Source organism: Microvirga sp. Mcv34, assembly GCF_024519725.1.
In the GTDB taxonomy this organism is placed as follows: domain Bacteria; phylum Pseudomonadota; class Alphaproteobacteria; order Rhizobiales; family Beijerinckiaceae; genus Microvirga.
Window position 1 is genome coordinate 47428 of the sequence record NZ_JALJRK010000005.1, and the last position, 20982, is coordinate 68409.

17 protein-coding genes are annotated in these 20982 nt (G+C 64.7%); 2 read left to right on the forward strand and 15 right to left on the reverse strand.

Annotated elements, in window-relative coordinates:
- Positions 1-23: 23 nt before the first annotated feature.
- The 5 genes from OC446_RS04570 to OC446_RS04590 all read right to left on the reverse strand — a co-directional run bounded on the left by OC446_RS04570 (position 24) and on the right by OC446_RS04590 (position 5443).
- Entirely contained in the window at positions 24-1943 is a 1920-nt protein-coding gene (locus tag OC446_RS04570) for a heavy metal translocating P-type ATPase (protein WP_262027862.1), read from the reverse strand.
- 112 nt (positions 1944-2055) lie between these two features.
- Positions 2056-2637: an NAD(P)H-dependent oxidoreductase gene (locus OC446_RS04575; RefSeq protein ID WP_262027863.1), complete on the reverse strand. Its 582-nt coding sequence runs from the start codon at positions 2635-2637 to the stop codon at positions 2056-2058.
- Positions 2638-2683: 46 nt separating this feature from the next.
- Complete coding sequence (locus OC446_RS04580) at positions 2684-3562, reverse strand: universal stress protein (protein ID WP_262027864.1); 879 nt, start codon at positions 3560-3562, stop codon at positions 2684-2686.
- Positions 3563-3644: 82 nt separating this feature from the next.
- Complete coding sequence (locus OC446_RS04585; protein ID WP_262027865.1) at positions 3645-4718, reverse strand: NAD(P)-dependent alcohol dehydrogenase; 1074 nt, start codon at positions 4716-4718, stop codon at positions 3645-3647.
- A 245-nt stretch (positions 4719-4963) separates the two neighbouring features.
- On the reverse strand, positions 4964-5443 hold the full coding sequence (locus OC446_RS04590) for a fasciclin domain-containing protein (RefSeq protein ID WP_262027866.1): 480 nt from the start codon (positions 5441-5443) through the stop codon (positions 4964-4966).
- Positions 5444-5653: 210 nt separating this feature from the next.
- On the opposite strand from OC446_RS04590, the gene OC446_RS04595 reads away from it, so the two are divergent.
- Positions 5654-6868, forward strand: a complete 1215-nt coding sequence (locus OC446_RS04595; protein WP_262027867.1) for a PAS domain-containing sensor histidine kinase — start codon at positions 5654-5656, stop codon at positions 6866-6868.
- A gap of 8 nt (positions 6869-6876) precedes the next feature.
- Positions 6877-7524, forward strand: coding sequence for a response regulator (locus OC446_RS04600; RefSeq protein WP_262027868.1), 648 nt, complete (start codon positions 6877-6879; stop codon positions 7522-7524).
- Between the two features lie 136 nt (positions 7525-7660).
- Here OC446_RS04600 and OC446_RS04605 read toward each other — a convergent pair whose 3' ends face one another.
- From OC446_RS04605 to OC446_RS04650, 10 genes are all read right to left on the reverse strand, one after another.
- Positions 7661-9664 (reverse strand): alpha-glucosidase, encoded by a 2004-nt coding sequence (locus OC446_RS04605; protein WP_262027869.1) that lies wholly within the window; start codon positions 9662-9664, stop codon positions 7661-7663.
- A gap of 9 nt (positions 9665-9673) precedes the next feature.
- Entirely contained in the window at positions 9674-10438 is a 765-nt protein-coding gene (locus tag OC446_RS04610; RefSeq protein ID WP_262027870.1) for an SDR family NAD(P)-dependent oxidoreductase, read from the reverse strand.
- Positions 10439-10450: 12 nt separating this feature from the next.
- The gene (locus OC446_RS04615) at positions 10451-11332 is read right to left on the reverse strand and encodes an SMP-30/gluconolactonase/LRE family protein (RefSeq protein WP_262027871.1); all 882 of its coding nucleotides are present in this window, start codon (positions 11330-11332) and stop codon (positions 10451-10453) included.
- Positions 11333-11343: 11 nt separating this feature from the next.
- Positions 11344-12150 (reverse strand): HpcH/HpaI aldolase family protein, encoded by an 807-nt coding sequence (locus OC446_RS04620; RefSeq protein ID WP_262027872.1) that lies wholly within the window; start codon positions 12148-12150, stop codon positions 11344-11346.
- A 9-nt stretch (positions 12151-12159) separates the two neighbouring features.
- Positions 12160-13893 carry an L-arabinonate dehydratase gene (gene araD, locus OC446_RS04625; RefSeq protein ID WP_262027873.1) on the reverse strand — a complete coding sequence of 578 codons (1734 nt, stop codon included), beginning with the start codon at positions 13891-13893 and terminating at the stop codon, positions 12160-12162.
- 104 nt (positions 13894-13997) lie between these two features.
- The gene (locus tag OC446_RS04630; protein ID WP_262027874.1) at positions 13998-16376 is read right to left on the reverse strand and encodes a TIM-barrel domain-containing protein; all 2379 of its coding nucleotides are present in this window, start codon (positions 16374-16376) and stop codon (positions 13998-14000) included.
- Positions 16377-16398: 22 nt separating this feature from the next.
- Entirely contained in the window at positions 16399-17478 is a 1080-nt protein-coding gene (locus tag OC446_RS04635) for an ABC transporter ATP-binding protein (protein ID WP_410055010.1), read from the reverse strand.
- A 13-nt stretch (positions 17479-17491) separates the two neighbouring features.
- Positions 17492-18541, reverse strand: coding sequence for a carbohydrate ABC transporter permease (locus OC446_RS04640; protein ID WP_262027876.1), 1050 nt, complete (start codon positions 18539-18541; stop codon positions 17492-17494).
- Between the two features lie 7 nt (positions 18542-18548).
- On the reverse strand, positions 18549-19586 hold the full coding sequence (locus tag OC446_RS04645) for a carbohydrate ABC transporter permease (protein WP_410055002.1): 1038 nt from the start codon (positions 19584-19586) through the stop codon (positions 18549-18551).
- 60 nt (positions 19587-19646) lie between these two features.
- A complete protein-coding gene (locus OC446_RS04650; RefSeq protein WP_262027877.1) occupies positions 19647-20927 on the reverse strand; it encodes an ABC transporter substrate-binding protein in 1281 nt (426 codons plus the stop codon).
- Positions 20928-20982: the final 55 nt, after the last annotated feature.

The window sequence follows — 20982 nt, forward strand, 5'->3', positions numbered from 1 at the left end:
TGCAGAAGCGCCGCTGATCGCGATCAGGACGGCTCCGGTCCCCACAGGGCCCGCAGGGCGTTGAGGATCACCGCGACATCGATGGCCTCCTGGATCAGGGCCCCCTGAACCGGGGTGATGTAGCCCAATCCTGCGGCGATCATGCCGACGACCGAGAGGCCGATCCCGGCATAGACGCTTTGGAGCGCGATGCGCCTGGACCGTCTCGCCACGAGAATGGCGGCAGGAAGCTTGTCGAGTTGATCCACGAGGAGAACCACGTCGGCCGCTTCGGCGGAGGCGGCCGCGCCCCTCGCACCCATGGCGACGCCGACATCGGCTGCCGCAAGGGCCGGGGCGTCGTTGACGCCGTCGCCGATCATCATGACGGGCCCGTGTCGCTTCTCCTCCTGCACGATGGCGATCTTCCGGTCCGGCGTGAGCTCGGCGTGGACCCCGTCGAGATGCAGGCCGACCGTAACGGCCTGGGCCACCTCGCGGCGATCTCCGGTCGCCAGGACAATCCGGGTCACGCCTAGCCTGCGAAGGCTGTCCACCACCAGGGCGGCCTCCATCCGCAAGGGATCGGCCAGGATCAGGAGCCCGGCCTCCTGGCCGTCGACCGACACGGCGACGATGACGGCCCCGGCGGGCCTGTGGTTCTCGGACACCGTCTGCACGATTCTGGGAACACGTTGCGAGACGTATCGAACCCCGCCGACGGCAACCCGGCGGCCGTCCACGATTCCTTCCAGGCCCTCGCCCGGTATCTCCACGACCTCCGTCGGCGGCAGAAGATCGAGCCGCCGGTCCCGCGCCTCGGCAACGAGCGCATGAGCGATCACGTGTTTGGAGGCCTGATCGAGGGATGCGGTGAGCTGAAGAAGTCTGTCGGCCGACAGATCGGCAACGGGGAGGATCTCGACGAGCCGCGCCTGCCCATGCGTGAGCGTCCCGGTCTTGTCGATGACCAGGCCCGTCACGCGGGTGAGCCCCTCCAGAGCCCTCCCGCCCTTCACCAGCACCCCGGCCTTCGCGGCCCGGGAGACTCCAGAGACGATCGCCACGGGAACTGCGAGAATGAGAGGGCACGGGGTTGCGATGACAAGCACGGCCAGCGCCCTGATCGGATCGCCGCTCCACAGCCAGGCACCACCGGCGAGGCCGACCGTCAGGGCCAGAAACGCCATGGCGTACCGATCCGCCAGGCGGGCTATGGGAGCCTTCGAGCGCTGGGCGGCCTCGATCAGGCGCACGACACCGGCATAGGTGCTCTCGGCCGCACGGCGCGTGGCCGTCAGGTCGAAGGCATCGCCGGCATTGGTCACGCCGCTCATGACCGGCTCGCCCGCCCTCCTCTGAACGGGAAGCGACTCGCCCGTCAGCGCCGATTGGTCGAGAACGGCGACCCCGTTCTCGACGAGTCCGTCGACGGCAACCACGTCGCCCTGTCGGACGAGCAGGCAGTCGCCTGGCGCGACGGCTTCGAGCGCGACTTCTTCGAGCCTGCCGTTGCGATGCCGGAGGGCGACACGCGGCACACGTGCCAAAAGCGCCGTCATTTCGCGGTTGGCGCGGCGCTCGGCGAAGCTCTCCAGGTATTGCCCGCCGGCATACATCAGGGCCACGACCACGGCCGCGAGGTGCTCCCCGAACGCGAGCGCCCCGGACATGGAGAGGGCTGCGACGATGTCCAGGCCGACATCGCCGCGCCGCAGGCTGGCGACGATCTCGATCAGCAATGCCGCGAGGACCGGAAGGGTGGCGAGCGCCCAGACCATCCCGGCGGCCTGCCCGCTCCCGGCGATCCGCATCCCTAAACCCAGCGCGAGGCCCAAGGCGGGCACCATGACCAGGATAGGGCGGACAAGCCTGTGAAGCTCCTGCAAGGATGGAAGGCCCGATGTCCGGGAGAGCCCGAGCCAGGAAAGAGCCGGCGGATCGGTTTTCTCAAGACCGGGCATCGTCAGGTCCATTCAGGGCGCAGGGATCGACGTTCCCCACGGATCTGCGCGACGTCCGCCAGTCTGTGAGCCATCGTCGCGCCCTGCAAGAAGAACGCATCGTACATTCTGGTCATCGGGCTCTCTTGCCGAGATCGCGCAAGGTGGCGATCCAGGATTTCCGTTTGCCGTCGCTCATGCCTTCGATCGTGCCGACCAGTGTGTGCCGGTTCGGGCCGATTCCGACCAGCGACAGGATGCTGCGCTTGAGGCTCTTGAGGCTGTGCGCCCCGAAATACCATCGGTAGACGAAGGCCGGCATGCCCATGGTGACGACGATCCGCGACGAACGCCCTTTGAGCGCAGTCTTCCAGTCGCCGCCTGCTTGTCCGCCGCTCATGAAGGCAGGCCGCAGGGCCTGTTCGAGGAACGCCTTGAGAAGGGCCGGCATGCCTCCCAGCCAGAGGGGATAGACGATGACGAGGTGCTCGGCCCATGCCATCGTTCCCTGCGCCTCCGCGATGGCGGCGGGCGGCGGGGCAGCGTCCCAGTCGGCCTTCTCGTTCAGCAGCGGAAAATCGAGATCGGCCACAGGAATGATGCGGACGTGATGGCCGCCGGTACGCGCTCCTTCAGCATAGGCCTCCGCGAGCGCGTGGCAGAAATGCCCGCCGCCGGGCGTCGGATGGCCCTGAATGATGGCGATGCGCGTCACGACGACGTTCGCATTCCAAGGCCCGGGAACGCTCCCTGGGGCGACATCAATGCGCAATCAGCAAAGGACTTGCCGCCGTATGCAGCACATCCCGAGTCGCGCCTCCGAAAACCTGCTCTCTCAGCCGGGCATGACCGTACCCGCCCATGATGACGAGATCGGCGGACAGGCGCTTTGCTTCGTCCAGGATGACCTCGCCGATGCCGCGGTCCCCGCTCTCTGTCGAAACCACGTCCGCGACCACGCCATGGCGCGCGAGATGGAGTTCCACCTCGTTCCACGGCTCGCTGTCCTCAGGCGGGTCGACGACGAGCACGATGGTACGAGCCGCCTGCTCGATGAAGCTCAGCCCTTCGCGCAGGGCGCGGGCGGCCTCGCGGCTGCCGTTCCAAGCCACCAGCACGGTCCGGATCGGCCCCTGCCGATGGCGACCGGGCGGCACGAGCAGGAGCGCGCGTCCGCTGCCGAAGAGCACCGCCTCGGCGAGATCCGACCAGTCGGTGATATCGGGCTCCCGGTGCGGGCGCGTAGCGATGAAGAGGTCGGCACACCGCGCCAGCTCCGCGACCTTTTCGGACAGGACACCATAGGTCTCGTCGAGCCGGCGCAGCTCGTGCGGCACCTGGAGGCCGGCGAGACGCTCCGTCAGGCGCGTTGCGGTCGCGTCGCCATCCCGGCGGGCGCGCTCGTCCAGCTCCGCGAGAACCTGCATGGCGGCCGCGCCTCCATCCATCGGCATGGGAATAGTGAGGTCCGGCAGCAGGTTGGTGAAGATCCCGATCAGATGGGTCTGACCCGCCGTCGCAAGCGCCTGCCCGTATTCCAGCCGGATCTCGTCCTCGGCGCTTCCGTCGAGATGCACCATGATGTCCTTGGTCATCGGCTCGTCCTCCATCGGCCCGGACACGACCTCGTGCGGAGCCATTGGGGGCATCATGCGGTCGGAACGGGAGCCGCGCCTTGATCTGGAGCAATCTGTCCTGAACGGGCAGAACCGTGGCCGCGACCTATGGCGTGATCGCCACCTTCAGCACGCCGTCGCGCTGATGGGCGAACAGGTCATAGGCCTCCTCGATCTGGTCGAGCTTGAAGCGATGCGTCACGAGAGGACGCGTGTCGACACGCCCCGAGGCAATCGCGCCGATCAGCCGCCGCATCCGTTCCTTGCCGCCCGGGCAGAGTGTCGTCCGGATCGTATGATCGCCCAACCCGGCCAGGAAACCGTCGAGCGGAATCCTGAGATCGCCCGAATAGACCCCGAGCGACGACAGGGTGCCGCCGGGACGGAGCACCCGGAGCGCCGCCTCGAAGGTCTGCTGGCGCCCGAGCGCCTCGATGGAGACGTCAACGCCGCGCCCGTCGGTGAGGCGCCTGATCTCCTCGACCGGGTCCGCTTTCGTGAAATCCACCACGTGATCCGCCCCCATGCGGCGCGACATCTCGATCCGCTCTGGGACGCTCTCGACTGCGATGATGGTGGTGGCGCCCATCAGCTTGGCCCCGGCCGTGGCGCAGAGACCGATGGGGCCCTGGGCGAACACGGCCACCGTGTCGCCGATGCGGATGCGCCCGCTCTCCGCTCCCGAGAAGCCGGTCGACATGATGTCCGGGCACATGAGCACCTGCTCGTCCGTCAGCCCGTCGGGGACCGGGGCGAGATTCGCCATGGCGTCGGGCACCCGCACGTATTCGGCCTGGCACCCGTCGATGGTGTTGCCGAACTTCCAGCCGCCTATGGGTTTCCAGCCATGTTTCGTGCCGGCTCCGTCCTGCGAGTGGCAACCGCACAGGCAGGCCTCGCTGTGCCCGCTCGGCGTGATGGCGCCGGCGATGACCCGCTGGCCCTCGCGATAGCCCTGCACGGCCGAGCCGAGCTTCTCGATGATTCCGACCGGCTCGTGACCGATGGTGAGCCCACGGGCGACCGGATACTCCCCCTTGAGGATATGGATGTCCGTGCCGCAGATCGTCGTGGTGGTGATGCGCACGAGCGCATCGAGCGGCCCAACATCGGGGATCGGCTTCTCGTCGAGAACGATGCGTCCAGGCTCGATGAAAATGGCAGCCTTCATCTTGGGCATGTCCAGCTCTCCCAAGGCTGATTTGCCCCTATCATAGCACAGGCGAGCGCCGTGTCTGCCAACCTGAGCCGGACTAGCCCCGATCACGCATGAGCCGAAGATGTCCCGTCGCCGTGCCTATGACCTGTGCCATCATGAAGGCCGAGAACGGCCTGGAAGAGGTCCAGGAACCTGCCGACACCATGAATGGCGGCGACGGTCTGCCTGGGGATGGCGACGACCGCCACCCCCATGCTTTGCCGGTGCTACGACTTCGGCATGATCACAGTGTCGATGACATGAATGACGCCGTTCGATGCGTTGACGTCGGCCTTGGTGACGACGGCATCGTCCACCTTCACGGCGTTGCCGCTGGCATCGATCCGCACCGAACTGCCCTCGACGGTCTTGGCGTTGGTCGTCTTGCCCTTGAGATCGCCGGACATGACGTTCCCGGGCACGACGTGATAGGTTAGAACCTTCTGGAGCTGGGCCTTATTCTCGGGCTTCAGGAGGTTCTCGACCGTTCCGGCCGGAAGCTTCTTGAAGGCTTCGTCGGTGGGGGCGAACACCGTATAGGGGCCATTGCCTTTGAGCGTTTCGACCAACCCTGCGGCCTGAAGGGCTGCCGTAAGGGTCTTGAAGCTGCCGTTGCTGACAGCGGTTTCGACGATGTCCGCCGCTGCAGCCGGACTGGCTGCGGCGAGCATGGCAGCTATGGCGTAAGCACTGTACTTCGCGCTCATTGTTCTATCCTCCGATCGCTGCGCCCCTTCGGTTCACCGGGCCAGCTTCGATGGATATGTCCGGGGCACGAGTTCGTTTGCATCGGGAGTTTCCCGAGTGAATCCGGATAATTACCGTAGCGCTGCCCTCCACTCCTCTTAGCAGGGGAAGTCCGCGGACATCCGCGATATACTCCTCTCCGTCAGCCCGGAGCCGAGGTCGAGGCAAGAATGGACCATATCACTCCCGACGAACGCTCACCCTTGGACCATCCAGGAGCCCCCAGGCGGGTTCGGGCGACCGCAGGAGCGCAGGAGCCCCATGGCCTGCCGACCTTGATCGCGCCCGACGTGGAGCCAGAGGCGTTGCTGCGCTCCACCCTGGATGCCCTGTCGGCTCACATCGCGGTACTCGACGAGGCAGGCACGATCGTCGCCGTCAACCAGGCTTGGCGGGCTTTTGCCCACGCCTCCGGCTACACCGACGAGAACCATGGTGTCGGGATGAATTACCTGGCGGTGTGCGAAGCGGCCGCCGCCGTATCGAGGGATGCGGCGCGAACCGCGAAGGCGCTGAAGGACATCATGGCTGGGCATCGATCCGAGTTTCGGATGGAGTATCCCTGCCGCAGCCCGCAGGGGCCGCGCTGGTTCCAACTCAGAGTCACCCGTCCGGACCAGACACAGACCTGCCGAATCGTCATCGCGCACGAAGACATTACTGAGGTCAAACGCACGCAGGAGGAGCTGGCCCGGCTCAGCGGCCGCCTCATGCACCTGCAGGACGAAGAGAGGCGCGCCATTGCACGGGAGCTCCATGACACCACGGCCCAAAATCTCCTGGCCATCACTCTGAACGCCACACGTCTGCACAAGGGGCTGCGCGAAGCGGGCGATCCCACCCGTGGCGTCCTCGCGGAGACCCTGGAACTGGCCGAGCAGAGCCTCCAGGAAGTCCGCACATTGTCCTATCTGCTCCACCCTCCTCTCCTCGACGATATCGGGCTTTCCGCGGCATTGAGCTGGCTCGCCAGAGGCTTCTCGGAGAGAAGCGGCATTCAGGTCGACATCGGTATCGAGAACAGCGGTGAGCCATTGCCACGTCCGACGGCAACCGCCCTCTACCGAGTCGCTCAGGAGGCGCTGTCGAACGTTCACCGCCACTCGGGCAGCAAGCGGGCCCGGCTTGCTCTCTACCGGACCGAGGATATGGTTCAGCTCGACATTGTGGACAGCGGCACAGGGCTCAGAAATCCCCAAAAGGCCGGCGACGAGGTCCGGCACATCGGCGTCGGCATTTCAGGCATGCGACTGCGCCTTGAACAACTCGGCGGGCAGCTCGACATTCGCTCTGGCCCATCGGGTACACATGTCAGCGCCAGGGTACCGCTCGCGCCCCTGGAGGAAGATCAATCGTCCCGAGATGCGGCTCCATCAGCCGGTTAGGATTCATCATGCTTCGCATTCTCCTCGCCGACGATCACGATATCGTGCGGCGCGGCCTCAAGGATCTCCTGGAACAGCAGGTGGGCTGGCATGTCTGCGCGGAAGCCGCAAACGGCAGGGAAGCCACCGAACTTGCCCTCCAGCACAGGCCTCAGGTCGCGGTCATCGATCTGTCGATGCCCGAACTCAACGGCCTCGAAGCGACGCGCCGGATCCGACAGAGCCTGCCGGAGACCGAGGTCCTGATCTTCACGATGCACGAGAGCGAGGAACTGATCCGCGAGGTGCTCGGGGCTGGCGCCAGGGGCTACCTGCTCAAGTCCGATGCCGTGCGTCAGCTGATCCCAGCAGTCGAAAGCCTGTCGCAGAAAAAGCCCTACTTCGCGGGACGTGTCTCGGAAGTCGTCCTGGAGGGTTTCCTCAAGGGAGGACAGGCTAGGCTGGAAGGCCCATCGACCGAGCGCCTAACCTCCCGCGAACGCGAAGTCGTGCAGCTCCTTGCAGAAGGCAACAGCAACAAGCAGATTGCGCGTCTCCTGGACCTGAGCGTCAAGACGGTGGAGACGCATCGCACCGCCGCGATGCGGAAGCTGGAACTCAAGTCCCTGCCCGACCTGGTTCGCTACGCCGTCAGGATGCAGATCATCCAAGCCTAGATCTGTCTCTCCTTGCGTGGAATAAGCCCTCTTCTTCGATCAACGGCATCGTTGCTGTGAACAGGATCCCCTTCACCGAAAATGCTCACGGCCGCGCTTCCTCGTTGACGGATCAGGAGGCGGCCAGAATTCTCATTCAGAGACTTCTCAGTCCCTTGAACAGAGCTGCGAATTCCGAGGAAGCTCTATAGAACACCGGCGGTTCGCCGACGGGCGCGTCGACTCTGACCTCCTGCCCTCCCGCGAATGCCCTGCCCGACCAGACATGGACCCACGCCGCGCCCTCCGGAAGATAGGTGCTCCACTCCGATTTGCCCGCTTGCGAGACGGGTGCGACGAGAAGGTCGGAACCGTAGAGATAGGAATCCTGGATCGCGTAGGTGTGCAGATCCTCCTCGAAATGGAGGAATAAGGGGCGCTGCACCGGCCAGCCCCGCGTCGAGGCCTCCGCCACGAGCGTTTTCAGATAGGGCACGAGATGGACGTAGATCCGTGTCATCCTGGCGAAATGCGCGAGCACCTGCGGATCCTGGTCGATCTGCAGGTTGTCGCGCGGACGGTTACCTTCATGGGTGCGCATGACGGGCGTGAACGCTCCCATCTCGGCCCACCTCATGATGAGCTCCGCCGTGCGCACATTGCCGAAGAGGCTCGTATACCCGCCGATATCCGAGTGATGATAGGCGTTGCCGAGAAGTCCCGACGACAGAGCACCCGACATCACGGTCACGAGCCCGTCGTGACGGCTGAAATCGACCGACTGATCCCCGCCCCACAATAGAGGGCAATGCTTCTGGACCCCCGTGAATCCGGCCCGCATGAAGAACAGAGCCTCACCGGTCTTGCCGCGGTTCGCCACGGCGCGCGCATTCACTTCGGCCCAGAGCGTCGGCCATGCATTGTGCATCAGCTTGGCATCGATTCCGTTGGCGAGCGTCACATCGATCGGCAGATACTCTCCGAAATCGGCCATCCATCCGGACAGACCGAAATCGAGCATGTTCTGTCCGATCACCCGCTCGGCGAACCAAGCGGCTGCGTCCGGATTGGTAAAGTCGACGACGCCGCAATCGAACTCGCCGAAATCCACGAGCGCCGTTTGTCCGCTCTCGTTCTTGGCGAAGTAGCCCGCAGCCTCCGCTTCCGGAAACAGTGAGCCATCCACGGCGATATAGGGGTTGACGTAGCCGAGGAAGCGGATGCCGCGCTGTTCCAGCTCAGCAATACGCTCGCGCAAGCCGGGATAGCGCTCGTCGTTGGCTTTCCAGTCCCAGAACAGGCGCGCGCCGAATGAGGTATGGCGCAAGCCGACCCAATCCTCGCACCAGAGCCCCGATACCTTCGTGCCCGCCTTGACGATGACATCGAGCCGCTCGAAGGAATTGGCTCCATCCTTCAGGCCGATGATCGCCCCGTTATAAATCCATTCGGGCAGCGGCGGCTGACGGCCGAAGCGCTCCGACATGGCTTCGACGAGATCGATGAAGGTGGGACGCGCCGTGAGTTCGATCCGCTCCGGAACGGCCCAGATCTCGATTTCGTGAAAATCTCCGCGGCGGAAATCGAAGGCCGAATAGGCGGTCGTCTCCACGTGCAACGCATAGCGCCGGGACGAGAGATAGGTCGGCTGCGGGTAGTTCGTGTTCCAGTAATCGCCGCCCGACTTGCCGGTGACGTCGGCCTTGAACGTGATTTCCGTGGTCTTGTCGCGGCCGACTCCAGGCTCCGACGTCCAGAGCGGGAAGCGGCGCCCGCGCATGTCGAGATACGACATCTGCTCGCCGCCGCCCCACACATGCTCGCCCTCTTGCGCGTGGATGCGGATCCAGATCCGGTTGATGGTGGCATCCTCGGACCGGAAGGCGATGGCGCCGTTGCTGTCGTCGCCCGACATCTGGAGGATCATCCTGGCCGGCTGTCCCGGAGCGGCGGAAAAGGCAATGTCGGACCCGGACACGACAGCATGGGCGAGCGGCGTACGCTCGATGACATAATCCTCGATGTCGAAATTACCGCGATACATGTCCATCCGGGCGTCACCCTGCCCGACGAAGAGACACGGCGCATCGACACGATGCCTCAGGATCAACCTTCCATCGAGGACGAGATCGAAGCCGCCGTCGGTCGTCAAGATTGGCATGGGACTCTCTCAGTTCTGGGTCAGGCCGGCATCGACGATGAAGTTCGCGCCCGTGCAGCCGCTGCTCTCATCGGAGCCGAGGAAAAGGGCCATCTTGGCCACGTGGCTGGCATCGAGCCGAAACTTCAACGCCTGAAGGTCGAGAAATTGCTGGTTCATTTCAGGCGTGAGCCAGAGCTGCTTTTGGCGCTCCGTGAGAATGGCACCCGGCACGATGCAATTCACCCGGATGTTGGACGGCCCAAGCTCGCGGGCGAGCGTGCGGGTCATGCCGTTGATCGCAGCCTTGGCCGTCGTATAGCCGACCATGCCGGGACGTCCGCGCATCCACGAGATGGAGCCGAGCATGACGACGGAGCCCCTGCCCCGCGCCGCCATGCCCTTTGCCACCGCCTGCGTGGCGAAGAACTGGTGATCGAGATTGAGCGCGAGCGCCCGACGCCAGTAATCCGGCTCCACATCGGCAAGGTCGTGCCGGTCGTCCTTGCCGGCATTGTTGACGAGCACGTCCACGCCGCCCTGCTCGCCTTCGATCCTGGTCAGCACCGCGCGAAGCGCCGGAATGTCGGTGACATCGCAGGCATGGAAGGCGGCCCCCGTCGCGCTCGCCAGCGCCTTCCCCGGCTCCTCGGCGATATCGATGAACGATACGCGCGCGCCTTGCGCCACGAACGCCTTCACCATCTCTTCGCCGATTCCGGACGCTCCTCCCGTGATGATCACGGAGCGGTCTTGAAGAGAGCGATACTGAACGGTTGTATAGTCGAATGCCATCGTAGCGCGGCCTTAAACGGATGGGTCGAAACGGGTTTCAGGCAATCCCGGCACATCGACCGGCATGAAAAACAGACTTCCAGAATGGGGGAAGGCTTCGAGCTCGTCCTCCGGACGACCAGTGCGGGCAGAGGTTACGTAAAGGGTTTTCCGATCCTCGCCGCCGAAGCACACCATGGTGGGGCATCGGGCCGGAACGGGATACTCGGCCAGCAACTGGCCATCCGGCGCGTAGCGTTGGATCCGCCCGCCCTCGAACAAGGCCGTCCAGTAGCAGCCCTCCGCATCGACCGCGGCACCGTCGGGACGGCCACGGTCGGTTTCGGTTGGTTGAAGGCGCGCGAACAAGGCCTTGTCCGTGGCCTCGCCGGTGGCGGGATCGTAGGCGTATCGCCATACGGTGAAGGTCGGCGTGTCGGAATGGTAGAGCATGCGCCCGTCGGGCGAAAAGGCGACGCCGTTCGACGTGAGCAGGTCACCTGCGAGCGCCGCGAGACCGCGCCGGTCGTAGCGGTAGAGATGCGCCCTGCCGCCGTCCTTCGGCTCGTCGATGGTGCCGGCGAGGAACCGCCCCGCCGGATCGACGCGGCCATCGTTGAAGCGGCTGGTTCGCTGATCTTCGGGATTGTCGGCCAGCTTCGTCTCGCGGTTTCCTTGGGAATCCAGCAGCCACAAGCCGGAACGGAAACCTGCGATGAAGCCTCCACCCCTCCGGAGGCCGATACAGCCGATCTCCTCGGGCATCGTCACGACACGATGCTCACCCGTCGTCGGTCGGAAGCGATGAAGCGCCCGGCCCTTGATGTCAACGAAGAACAGCGCCTGCTCGTGGGAATCCCAGATTGGGCATTCACCCAATTCGGCGCGGATATCGAGCGCGACGGTCAGCGGCATCTCGTCGAACCTCAATAGGCAGCCGTCGGAGCCCCCGATGGGGCGGGCTGATCGCGCAAGGCGCTCAGCCACTCGGAGGCGCGACTCGTCATCATGGCGATGTCGGACGCCACCGCCACGTAGCTGTAGCCGAAATCGATGAAGCGCCGCACCATGTCCGGGTTGGGGCCCACGATGCCGACCGGCTTGCCCGCATCACGGGCCATCTTTGCCGCCTTCTCGATCAGCGCCTGAACATCGGGATGGGTGATATTGCCGATATGCCCCAAGGCAGCCGCGAGATCGCCGGGCCCGACGAACAAGGCGTCGATGCCAGGAACGGCGGCAATCTCCGGCAGCCGCTCGATGGCCTCGGGTGTCTCCAGCTGGACGATCACCGCCACCTGATCATTGGCACGTTTGAGATAATCCGCCGCGCGACCGAACAGCGATCCGCGATGTACGGCGGCGACGCCGCGCACACCCTCGGGCGGATATTTCGCGAACGAGACCGCCTGACGGGCCTCCTCGGCGGTCTGAACGAACGGAAGCATGATCGTCTGCGCCCCGGCATCGAGCACGCGCTTCACGAGCACCTGATCGTTCCAGGCGAGACGCACGACCGCGTCGGCGGGCGTGCAGCCGATGGCGCGCAGGATATGGGCGAGGTCCGACACCTCGATCGGCACATGCTCCATGTCCACGACGAGAAAGTCGAAGCCGCTATAGCCCATCGCCTCGGCGCTCGCGGGAGCGGCGGCCATGAGCCAGGTGCCCAGCGGCGGACGCGGCCCCGCACCCTTCAGCCAGCCCTTGAAGCGGTTCTCGATATCGATCATGACGGGCCCCTAGAAGATGGACGGCTCGACCACCAGGCCGGGCGCGCTGAGAAAATCGAAGTCGCAGCCCTGGTCGGCCTGCGAGACATGGCGCTGGTAGAGCGCCGCGAAGGAACGGCCATAGACGTGTGCGGTCGGCTTCCACGCGGCGCGGCGGCGCTCCAGCTCGGCATCGTCCACCTTCATGTCGAGGCGCCCGGCCGCGACGTCGAGCTCGATGAGGTCGCCCGTCCTGAGCAGCCCCAGGGGACCGCCCACGGCCGCTTCCGGGGCAACGTGCAGGATGCAGGTGCCGTAATGGGTGCCGCTCATGCGCCCGTCGCAGATGCGCACCATGTCGCGCACGCCTTGGCGAAGAAGCTTCTTCGGAATCGGCAGATTGCCCCATTCCGGCATGCCGGGCGCCCCGACGGGGCCCGCATTGCGCAGCACGAGAACCGTGTCTTCCGTGATGTCGAGATCGGGATCGTCGATCATCCGGTTCATCTCGGCGGGACTGTCGAAAACGAGCGCCGGGCCGACATGCTTGAGGAATTTTGGGTTCGCCGCCGAGGACTTCATGACCGCGCCGTTCGGGGCGAGGTTGCCGCGCAGGAGCGCCAGCGTCTTGCCGCGCGAGAGCGGGACGACCGGGTTGTCCTCCCCGCGGATGACGTCGTCGTTCCAGCACTCGGCCCCGGCGATGTTCTCACCGAGCGTCCTGCCATTCACCGTCATGGCTCCCCGGTCGAGATGGCTCTCCAGCTTCCTGAGCAGGGCGAGCAATCCGCCGGCGAAGTAGAAGTCCTCCATCAGGTATTCGCCGGACGGGAAGAGGTTCGCGCAGACAGGCACCCTCCCGGCCATGTCGGACATGTCGTCGAGGGTCAGCTCGATTCCGGCGCGGCGCGCCATGGCGATCAGGTGCACGGCGGCGTTGGTAGAGCCGCCCAGCCCCATGTAGGTCACGAGACCGTTCCGGAAGCTCCTCGCGTCAAGGAACCGCGACGGCTTCCAATCTTCCCAGATCATCTCGACGATGCGCTCACCGCAGAGGGAGGCCATGCGCGGATGACTGCTGTCGGCGGCGGGGATCGAGGACGCGCCCGGAAGCGTCAGGCCCATGGCGTCCACGATGGACGTCATGGTGGATGCCGTTCCCATGGTGTTGCAGGTGCCGATGGAGCGGGTCATCCGGCTTTCCAGATCGACCCAGTCTGCTTGCGTGATGTTGCCGGCCCGAAGCTCGTCCCAGTACTTCTTGGTGTGGGTGCCCGCGCCGGTCTTCTGGCCGCGCCACTGCCCGTTCGACATCGGCCCCGCTGGGCAATAGAGGGCCGGGATATCCATGCTGATCGCCCCCATGAGAAGCCCGGGCGTGGACTTGTCGCACCCGCCCAGCAGCACGGCCCCGTCGACGGGATGCGAGCGCAGGAGTTCCTCCACCTCCATGGCGAGGAAGTTGCGGTAGAGCATGGTGGTAGGCTTCACCATCACCTCGCCAACCGAGAGCGCCGGCAGCTCCACCGGGTAGCCGCCCGCCTGCCAGACGCCGCGCTTCACGGCCTCGGCACGGTCGCGCAGATGCGAATGGCACGGGCTCAGATCGCTCCAGGTGTTGATGATGGCCACGACGGGCTTGCCGAGGAATTCCTCCCGCCGCAGGCCCATCTGTTGCGTGCGCTGGCGATGCGCGAAGCCGCGCATGTCGTCCGAGGCGAACCAGCGCTGGCTCCGCAACTCTCCGAGAGATCGGCGTGTCATGTCAAAACTTCCTTCTCCCTCGATGCCGCCGGAGGTCCGGCCGGATCAACGGCACCGAACCGTCGCCGAGCATGTCCCAGGGATCACGCCCCTGGACACTGCTCTCAATCCTGGAACGCAGGTGCGCCCTGCGCGACCTTGATGGCCCCCGCCGGAATCTCGATCCGGATCGGCCCGTCAATGGCGACAGTGCGAACCGAAATCGCGTCGAACGCGGGCCGGTAGGAGCCGGTCGTGTCGAGCGACAGGACCAGGTCCTTACCGTTTTTCCGGAGCCCGAAGCGAAGCTGCAGCCGGCCTTCACCCTGCCACTCGGACGTGTCGCCGTTGTCCTCGTAGAGATCCGCGTGGGCTTCATCCCGCGGAGCCCCGAAGACGATCAGCTCGCGCTGCGTGTCGCTGCTCGGATCGATCGCATCCGTCTGACGGGTCAGCGGAACGATGGCACCGCAGCGGACGAAAACCGGCAGGCGGCCGAGAGGGGCCGCGACCGTGACAGTCCGCCCGCCGTCGAAATGGCGGCCGTCATGGAAATCGAACCAGCCGCCCGCATGCTCCGGCAGATAGACCTGCCGGTCCGTGGCCGCTTCTTCAAGAATGGGCGCCACCAGAATGTCCGGTCCCAGCATGAAGCTGTCTTGCACATCCAGGGCCGAACGGTCTTCGGGGAAGGCGTAGAACAGCGGCCGCACGACCGGCTCGTTCTCGCGCGAGGCGCGCCACATCTGCGTGTAGAGATAAGGCATCAGCCGGTAGCGCAGCTTGATCACATCCCGAACCTGGGGAATGACGCTCTCATGCATCCAGGGAAGATTGACGACGCCGTCGTCCTTCCAGGAATTCATGACCATGCGCGGCCAGAGCGCGCAGAACTCCACGAAGCGGCAGAACAGCTCCGCATTCGGGCTGGGCCCATGAAACCCGCCCACATCATGCCCGATGTTGAACATGCCGGAGAGGCTCATGTTGAGCCCCTGGGTCAGATTGAACCGGAGAGTCTTCCACGCGGTCTCATTGTCGCCGGACCAGGTCTGCGCGTAGCGCCACAGGCCGGCCGCTCCCCCGCGCGTGATCGCGTAGGGCCGCTTTCCGGGCGTATGGGCCGCCTGCGCCTCGTAGGAAAGCTTCGTCATGAGAAGCGGCTGCGCGGCCCGCGCCAGGACCTGCGGGAACGGGCGACCGTCTCCGTCGCACACCGCATCCTCATCCCAGATCTCGTATTCGTTGTTGTCGTTCCAGATCGTCAAGACACCGTAATCCAGCAGGGCGGATTGAATGCCGTTCCGCCACCAGGTGCGGCCATCGGGATTGGTGAAGTCGACGTGGAACCCCAGACCGTCCCAGAACTGAGCCACGGCCGGCTGGCCGGTCGCACCATCCTTGACAAGGATACCCTGCTCCACCGCCTCGTCGAGCCGAGGATGATCGTCCAGGAGGCAGGGCTTGAGATTGGTGACCGGCTGCATGCCGGCTTCCTTCAGCCGGCGCATGGTGCCTGCCGGATCGGGAAACTTGTCGCGGTTCCAGTTGAAGGCATAGCGGCGATGGCCGATGGATGTATAGCCGGAGCCGAAATGGAAGCTGTCGCAAGGGATCTGGTGATGGCGGCACTTCTCGATAAAGTCGGTGATCCGCGCATCGGCGTCGGGCGCGTCCGCGATGGTCATCGACGTGGTGGCGAAACCGAGAGACCATTTCGGCGCGAAGGCCTGGCCGCCCGTGAGCCAGGAGAACCGCCGCACCACATCCGGAACGCTGGGGCCCGCCAGCACATAGAAGTCGAGGTCGCCGTCCTGCGCGCTGTAGGACCGGAACGGCCCGTGGTAATTGTCGATCGTGCAGCCGAGATCCATCTCGCCGACGGCGAGATTGTCGTAGAAGATTCCGTGCGCACCCGTTGGCCCGTCGACCATGAGGAACGGGATCATCTTGTAGAGCGGATCGCTGAGCTCCGCATCGAAACCGCAGGGATCGACGGCGTCGATCTTGAAGCGGCGGCCCGTGTGATCGAGAGGTCCCGCCTTGTCGCCCACGCCGTAATGGCGCTCGTGATCATCGCGCGCCATGACGTGTTGAAGTGCGCCGGTCTTGCGCGACGCGAAATAGGCCTGCGTTCGCCGGTCCTGCAGGAAGGGACGATTTTCACCGCTCCGGTGCCAGGCAATTCCGAAGGGAGACAAGGTGACGATTGCCGTCAGACCTTCGGAGGCGAGCACGACGGTGCCATTCTGTTCCGTGACGGACGCGTCCGGGCAGGCAAACCCTTCCACCGAATCCCTCCATCTGCCCTCATAGGAAGGCTCGACCCCATTGGGCGCGATGCTCCAGCCTCGGTCGAGGCGGTAGCCGCCGTCACGCTTCAGAACGACACGACCAATATCGTGCTCGAGGATCCCGACGCGCAGCTGCGTGTTCCAGCCCAATTCGAACACGGCCCAGATTCCATCGCGGCCACTGTAGCGGCCTTCCGTCAACGCCTTCATCGAAAATGTCTCCTCAGAAATATCAGCGAACCCGGATCGCGTTTCCGCCCGCGTCGAACAGATGAAGCGCATCGCGCTTGAGGCGCAGTCCGATCCTCTGGCCGCGGTCGTATCCGGCCTGACCATCCTTGCGCACGGTAATCTGCGGCAAGCCGGGAGCCGACCCGTACAGGTACGTCTCGCCCCCAAGCTGCTCCACCAGGTCGATCGCGATAACGAGATCCGCCTGGCTCTCGTCCACGACATCGATATGTTCGGGGCGAGCCCCCAGGGTGATGGCATCGCCCGAGGAAGCCTGTCCGGTCGAGGGCACGGCCACCGTCTGCGAGCCGTCTCCGATCGTCACCTGCGCCGGCCCGGTCACGCGGGCCGGAAGCAGGTTCATGCGGGGCGACCCGATGAAACCGGCCACGAAGAGGTTGGCCGGATGATTGTAGACTTCGAGCGGCGTGCCGATCTGCTCGATGCGGCCCGCATGCAGCACGACGATGCGGTCGGCCAGGGTCATGGCCTCGACCTGATCATGCGTGACGTAGATCATGGTGCCGCCGATCTCCCCATGCAGGGCGGCAAGCTCCTTGCGCGTCGCGACACGCAGCTCCGCGTCCAGATTTGACAGCGGCTCGTCGAACAGGAAGATCTTGGGATCGCGCACGATGGCGCGGCCGATAGCGACGCGCTGGCGCTGGCCGCCCGACAGCGCCTTCGGCTTGCGGTCGAGATAATCGGTCAACCGGAGCATCTGTGCCGCGCGGCGGACACGTTGATCGATTTCGGCCCGCCCGAGGCCCATGTTCTCGAGAGCGAAGGCCATGTTCTTGTAAACGCTCATATGCGGATAGAGCGCGTAGGATTGGAAGACCATCGCCAGTCCACGGTCGGAAGCCGGGACGTTCGTCACGCTCTGGCCGTCGATCCGGATATCGCCGCCGCTGACCGTCTCCAGCCCGGCGATGATGCGCAGAAGCGTCGACTTCCCGCAGCCGGAGGGACCGACGAACACCACGAACTCGCCGTCCTCGATCGCAAGGTCGATGCCATGGATGATCGTGGTGGCGCCGTAGGATTTCTTGATGTCGGTGAGCTTCAGCTCTGCCATGATTCATCCAGTCCGGTTATTTCATCCCGGTATTGGCGATACCGGTGGTGATGAAGCGTTGCAGGAACACGAAGACGAGGGCGACCGGGGTGAGCGTCATCACGGTCATCGCCAGGAGATACTGCCACTGCGTCTGCAATTCGCCCTGGAAGGCATTGAGGCCAATCTGCAGCGTGTAGGATTCCGTCTTCGTCAGGACGGCAAGCGGCCACAGGAACTCGTTCCAGCGCCACATGATCGAGAAGATCGTCAGGACCGCGAGCGCCGGCAGGGTCAGGGGCATCACGATCCGCCAGTAAATCTGCCATTCCGACGCCTTGTCCATGCGGGCCGCTTCGATGAGATCGCGCGGCAGGGTCAGCATGTACTGACGCAGGAGGAAAACGCCCGTCGGTGTCGCCGCTCCCGGCAGGATCACGGCCCACAGCGAATTGACGAGCCCGAGCTTGGTCACCACGAGATAGACCGGCACCAGGATGATGGTGATGGGGATCATGAGCGTGCCGATCACCATCAGCATGGCGGCGTTCTTGCCCTTGAACTCGTAGATCGAAAGGGCATAGGCCGCCATGGAGTTGATCAGAAGCGTGATCAGGGTGGCGACCACCGTCACGAAGACCGAATTGGCGAGGAACCGCGGGAACGCGAAGCGTTGCAGCGGTTCGGAGTAATTCTCCGTCGCCAGGGAGAACTGACGCACGGGGGTGCGCTTGTCGATGGCGACCCTGAACTGCTGGCTCGGATTGGCCGGATCGACCATCTGCGCCTGGATTCCGATCCGCCGGACCTGCGCGAGCTCGCGCTTGGTCCCGTCCTCCATCGTGACCGTGAACAGAGGCAGCGGCTGCGGATAGCCTGTTACGACGACTTCCTTTTGCGACAGGGGCAGAAGAGAGGGGGGAAATTCCAGTAGGCTCGCCTGCGTCTTGAACGACGACAGGACCAGCCACAGCACCGGTCCGAACATGAGGACCACGCCGAGCACCAGATACGTGTAGGCCGCGATATCGGTCCAATGCCAGCCCTTGGGGTTGCGACGGGCGGTGACGAGATGAGCGATGTTCATGACGGCCTCACGAGGACTTGCGTTGCGTGAAGGCGAGCTGCGCCAACGTCAGGGCGAAGAGCACGATGCCGAGCACGACGGATGCGGCCGCTGCGAGGCCGAAATTCTGAACCTGGTTCGAGAATGCCGTCTCGTAGATGTACTGCACGACCATGAGGGTGGATGTTCCCGGTCCACCTCCGGTGAGCACGAACACCTCGTCGAAGGTCTGAACGGCGCGGATCAGCGACAGCACGATCACGACGATGAGGTTCGGCCAGAGCAGCGGCAGGGTGAGGCGCCAGAACACGCGCCACCGGGGCGTCGCGTCCATTTCGGCCGCCTCGTAGATGTCCGACGGAATGGCCTGGAGGCCTGCCAGCAGAATGAGGGTGTAGAACCCCATATGGGCCCAGACCGATACGAAGATGGCCCAGAACATCGCCCAGCCGGGCTCCGTCAGAAAGAGGGTTCTCTCCCCGCCCAGGCCCATGATGGCGGCGTTCAAAAGGCCGTCGCGCTGCAGGATCCACTTCCAGATCAGCGCCACCACGACGGGAGACAGGAGCACAGGGAAGAAATAGACCGCGCGGAAGAAGCCCCGTCCGCGGATCTTCATGTTGAGCACGACGGCCGTCAGAAGCGACAGCCCCACCATCGCGACGACTTGGAAGAACGAGAAGAAGAGCGTGTTGTAGACGCCACGCCAGAAATGATCCTCGCGGCAGGTGTTCGGATCCACGTAGGAGCCGCAATCGAACAGATACGAATACTGGTCGGCGCCGACATAGGGGCGCTCGGACGGGAACAAGGCCGGACCACCGGTGACCGAATAGACGAAGTTGATGGCGATCGGCACGAACACGAAGAGGCCGAAGAACACGAGATTCGGCAGGAGGAAGACATAGGGCATTCGCCTTTCGCCGATGAGGCGCTGCAGTCCCGCCATCGGCCAGTCGAGAATCCGGGTGACCAGCTTCAGGACGGGGTTCGCTCCGCGCGATGGGGCAAGGCTTGCTGCCGGGGCCGGCGATGTCGCCGGAGAGGTCTTCGACGTGAGGGTCATGATGTCTTCAGCCAGAGCGGGAATGCTCCGGGCGGGATCGCCCGGAGCAGGTTGCAGGCTTTACTTCCTGGTACGCTCAGCAATCTGCTGCTGCACATCCGACTCGATGCGCTGGTACGCCTCGTCGAGCGAGGATTCGCCCGCGATGGCCTGGCCGAGCCGGCTGATCACCGCGTTGAAGATCACGCGGTTGTGGACATAGCCCTGAAGCTTGGTGGCAACCGGCGAGAGCTGCGCCACGCCTTCGTTGAAGACCTTCAGCGCGGCCTTGCCCTGCGGCGTGGCACTCTTGTACTCGAGGCCCTTCTTGGCGATGCCCAGGTGGCCCGGCACGAAGAGGGAGCGCTCATAGAACTCCGCCGCGATCGGCTCGCTCGCGAGGAACTCCACGAGGCGCGCGACCTCCTGAGGATGCTGCGTCGTCTTGATGGCCACGAGCGCGGCGCCGCCGGGCATGCCGGAGCAGTTGGCGGGCCCGCAGGGCGTCGGAACCGCCACCCAGTCGAAGGCGTCGCCGATCGTCTTGTCGAATTGTCCGATCTGCCAGGAGCCGGACTCGTACATCACGACCTGCGCGTTCTTGAACTCGTCATTGGCGCCCCGGTAGGCGGTGCCGGCGACGGAGCCCCAGAGCTCCTTCGACATCACGCCGTTCTTGTGCCAGTCGAACACGAGCTGCGCGCCCTTCTTGAATCCTTCGTCGATGACGGCGGGCTCGCCCTTGTCGTTGAACACCTTCGCGCCCTGCGTGATGGCGAGGCTGAAGAACCGGTGGCCGGAGCGGTCGATCGCGATCGGGAACGGCGCCTGCACCTTGGCCGCGACATCCTTCGCGGCCTTCGCCCATTCCTCCCAGGTCGCCTTGGGACCGGGCATGGGAACCTTGGCCTGCTCGAACAGGGTCTTGTTCACGAAGGGGCCCGTCAGGGTGAGCTGGGTCATGAAGCCCGGGATCGAGCTCGTGTCGCCTGGAACGCGCATCCACTCGAGGAAGGGGCCGAAATTGGTCTCGAAATAGGCCGGGTCCTTCAGATGAGGACGCAGGTCGAGCATGTAACGGGCCACGCCGCCGAGATCCGCGACGCGCGCGAGGTCAGGTCCCTGCCCCGCCGCGAGCTGGACGGGCAGGTTCTCGTTGATGGCCTTGAAGGGCACCTGATCGAGAACGACCTTGATGCCCTTGTTCTGCTCCTCGAACCGGCGCAGGAGATCGGACATGACCTCGCCCTCGTTGCCGTCCGAGTACCAGGTCATACGCAGCGTCGTCTGAGCTTGAGCATGGCTCATTCCAAGGCTTGCCGCCAGCAAGGCGCAGCCGAGGAGCATCTTCGTACCCTTCATCGTTTCCTCCCTCTTATCTTCTTATCGAACGTCGAGATTTGCTCGGATCTGTGGC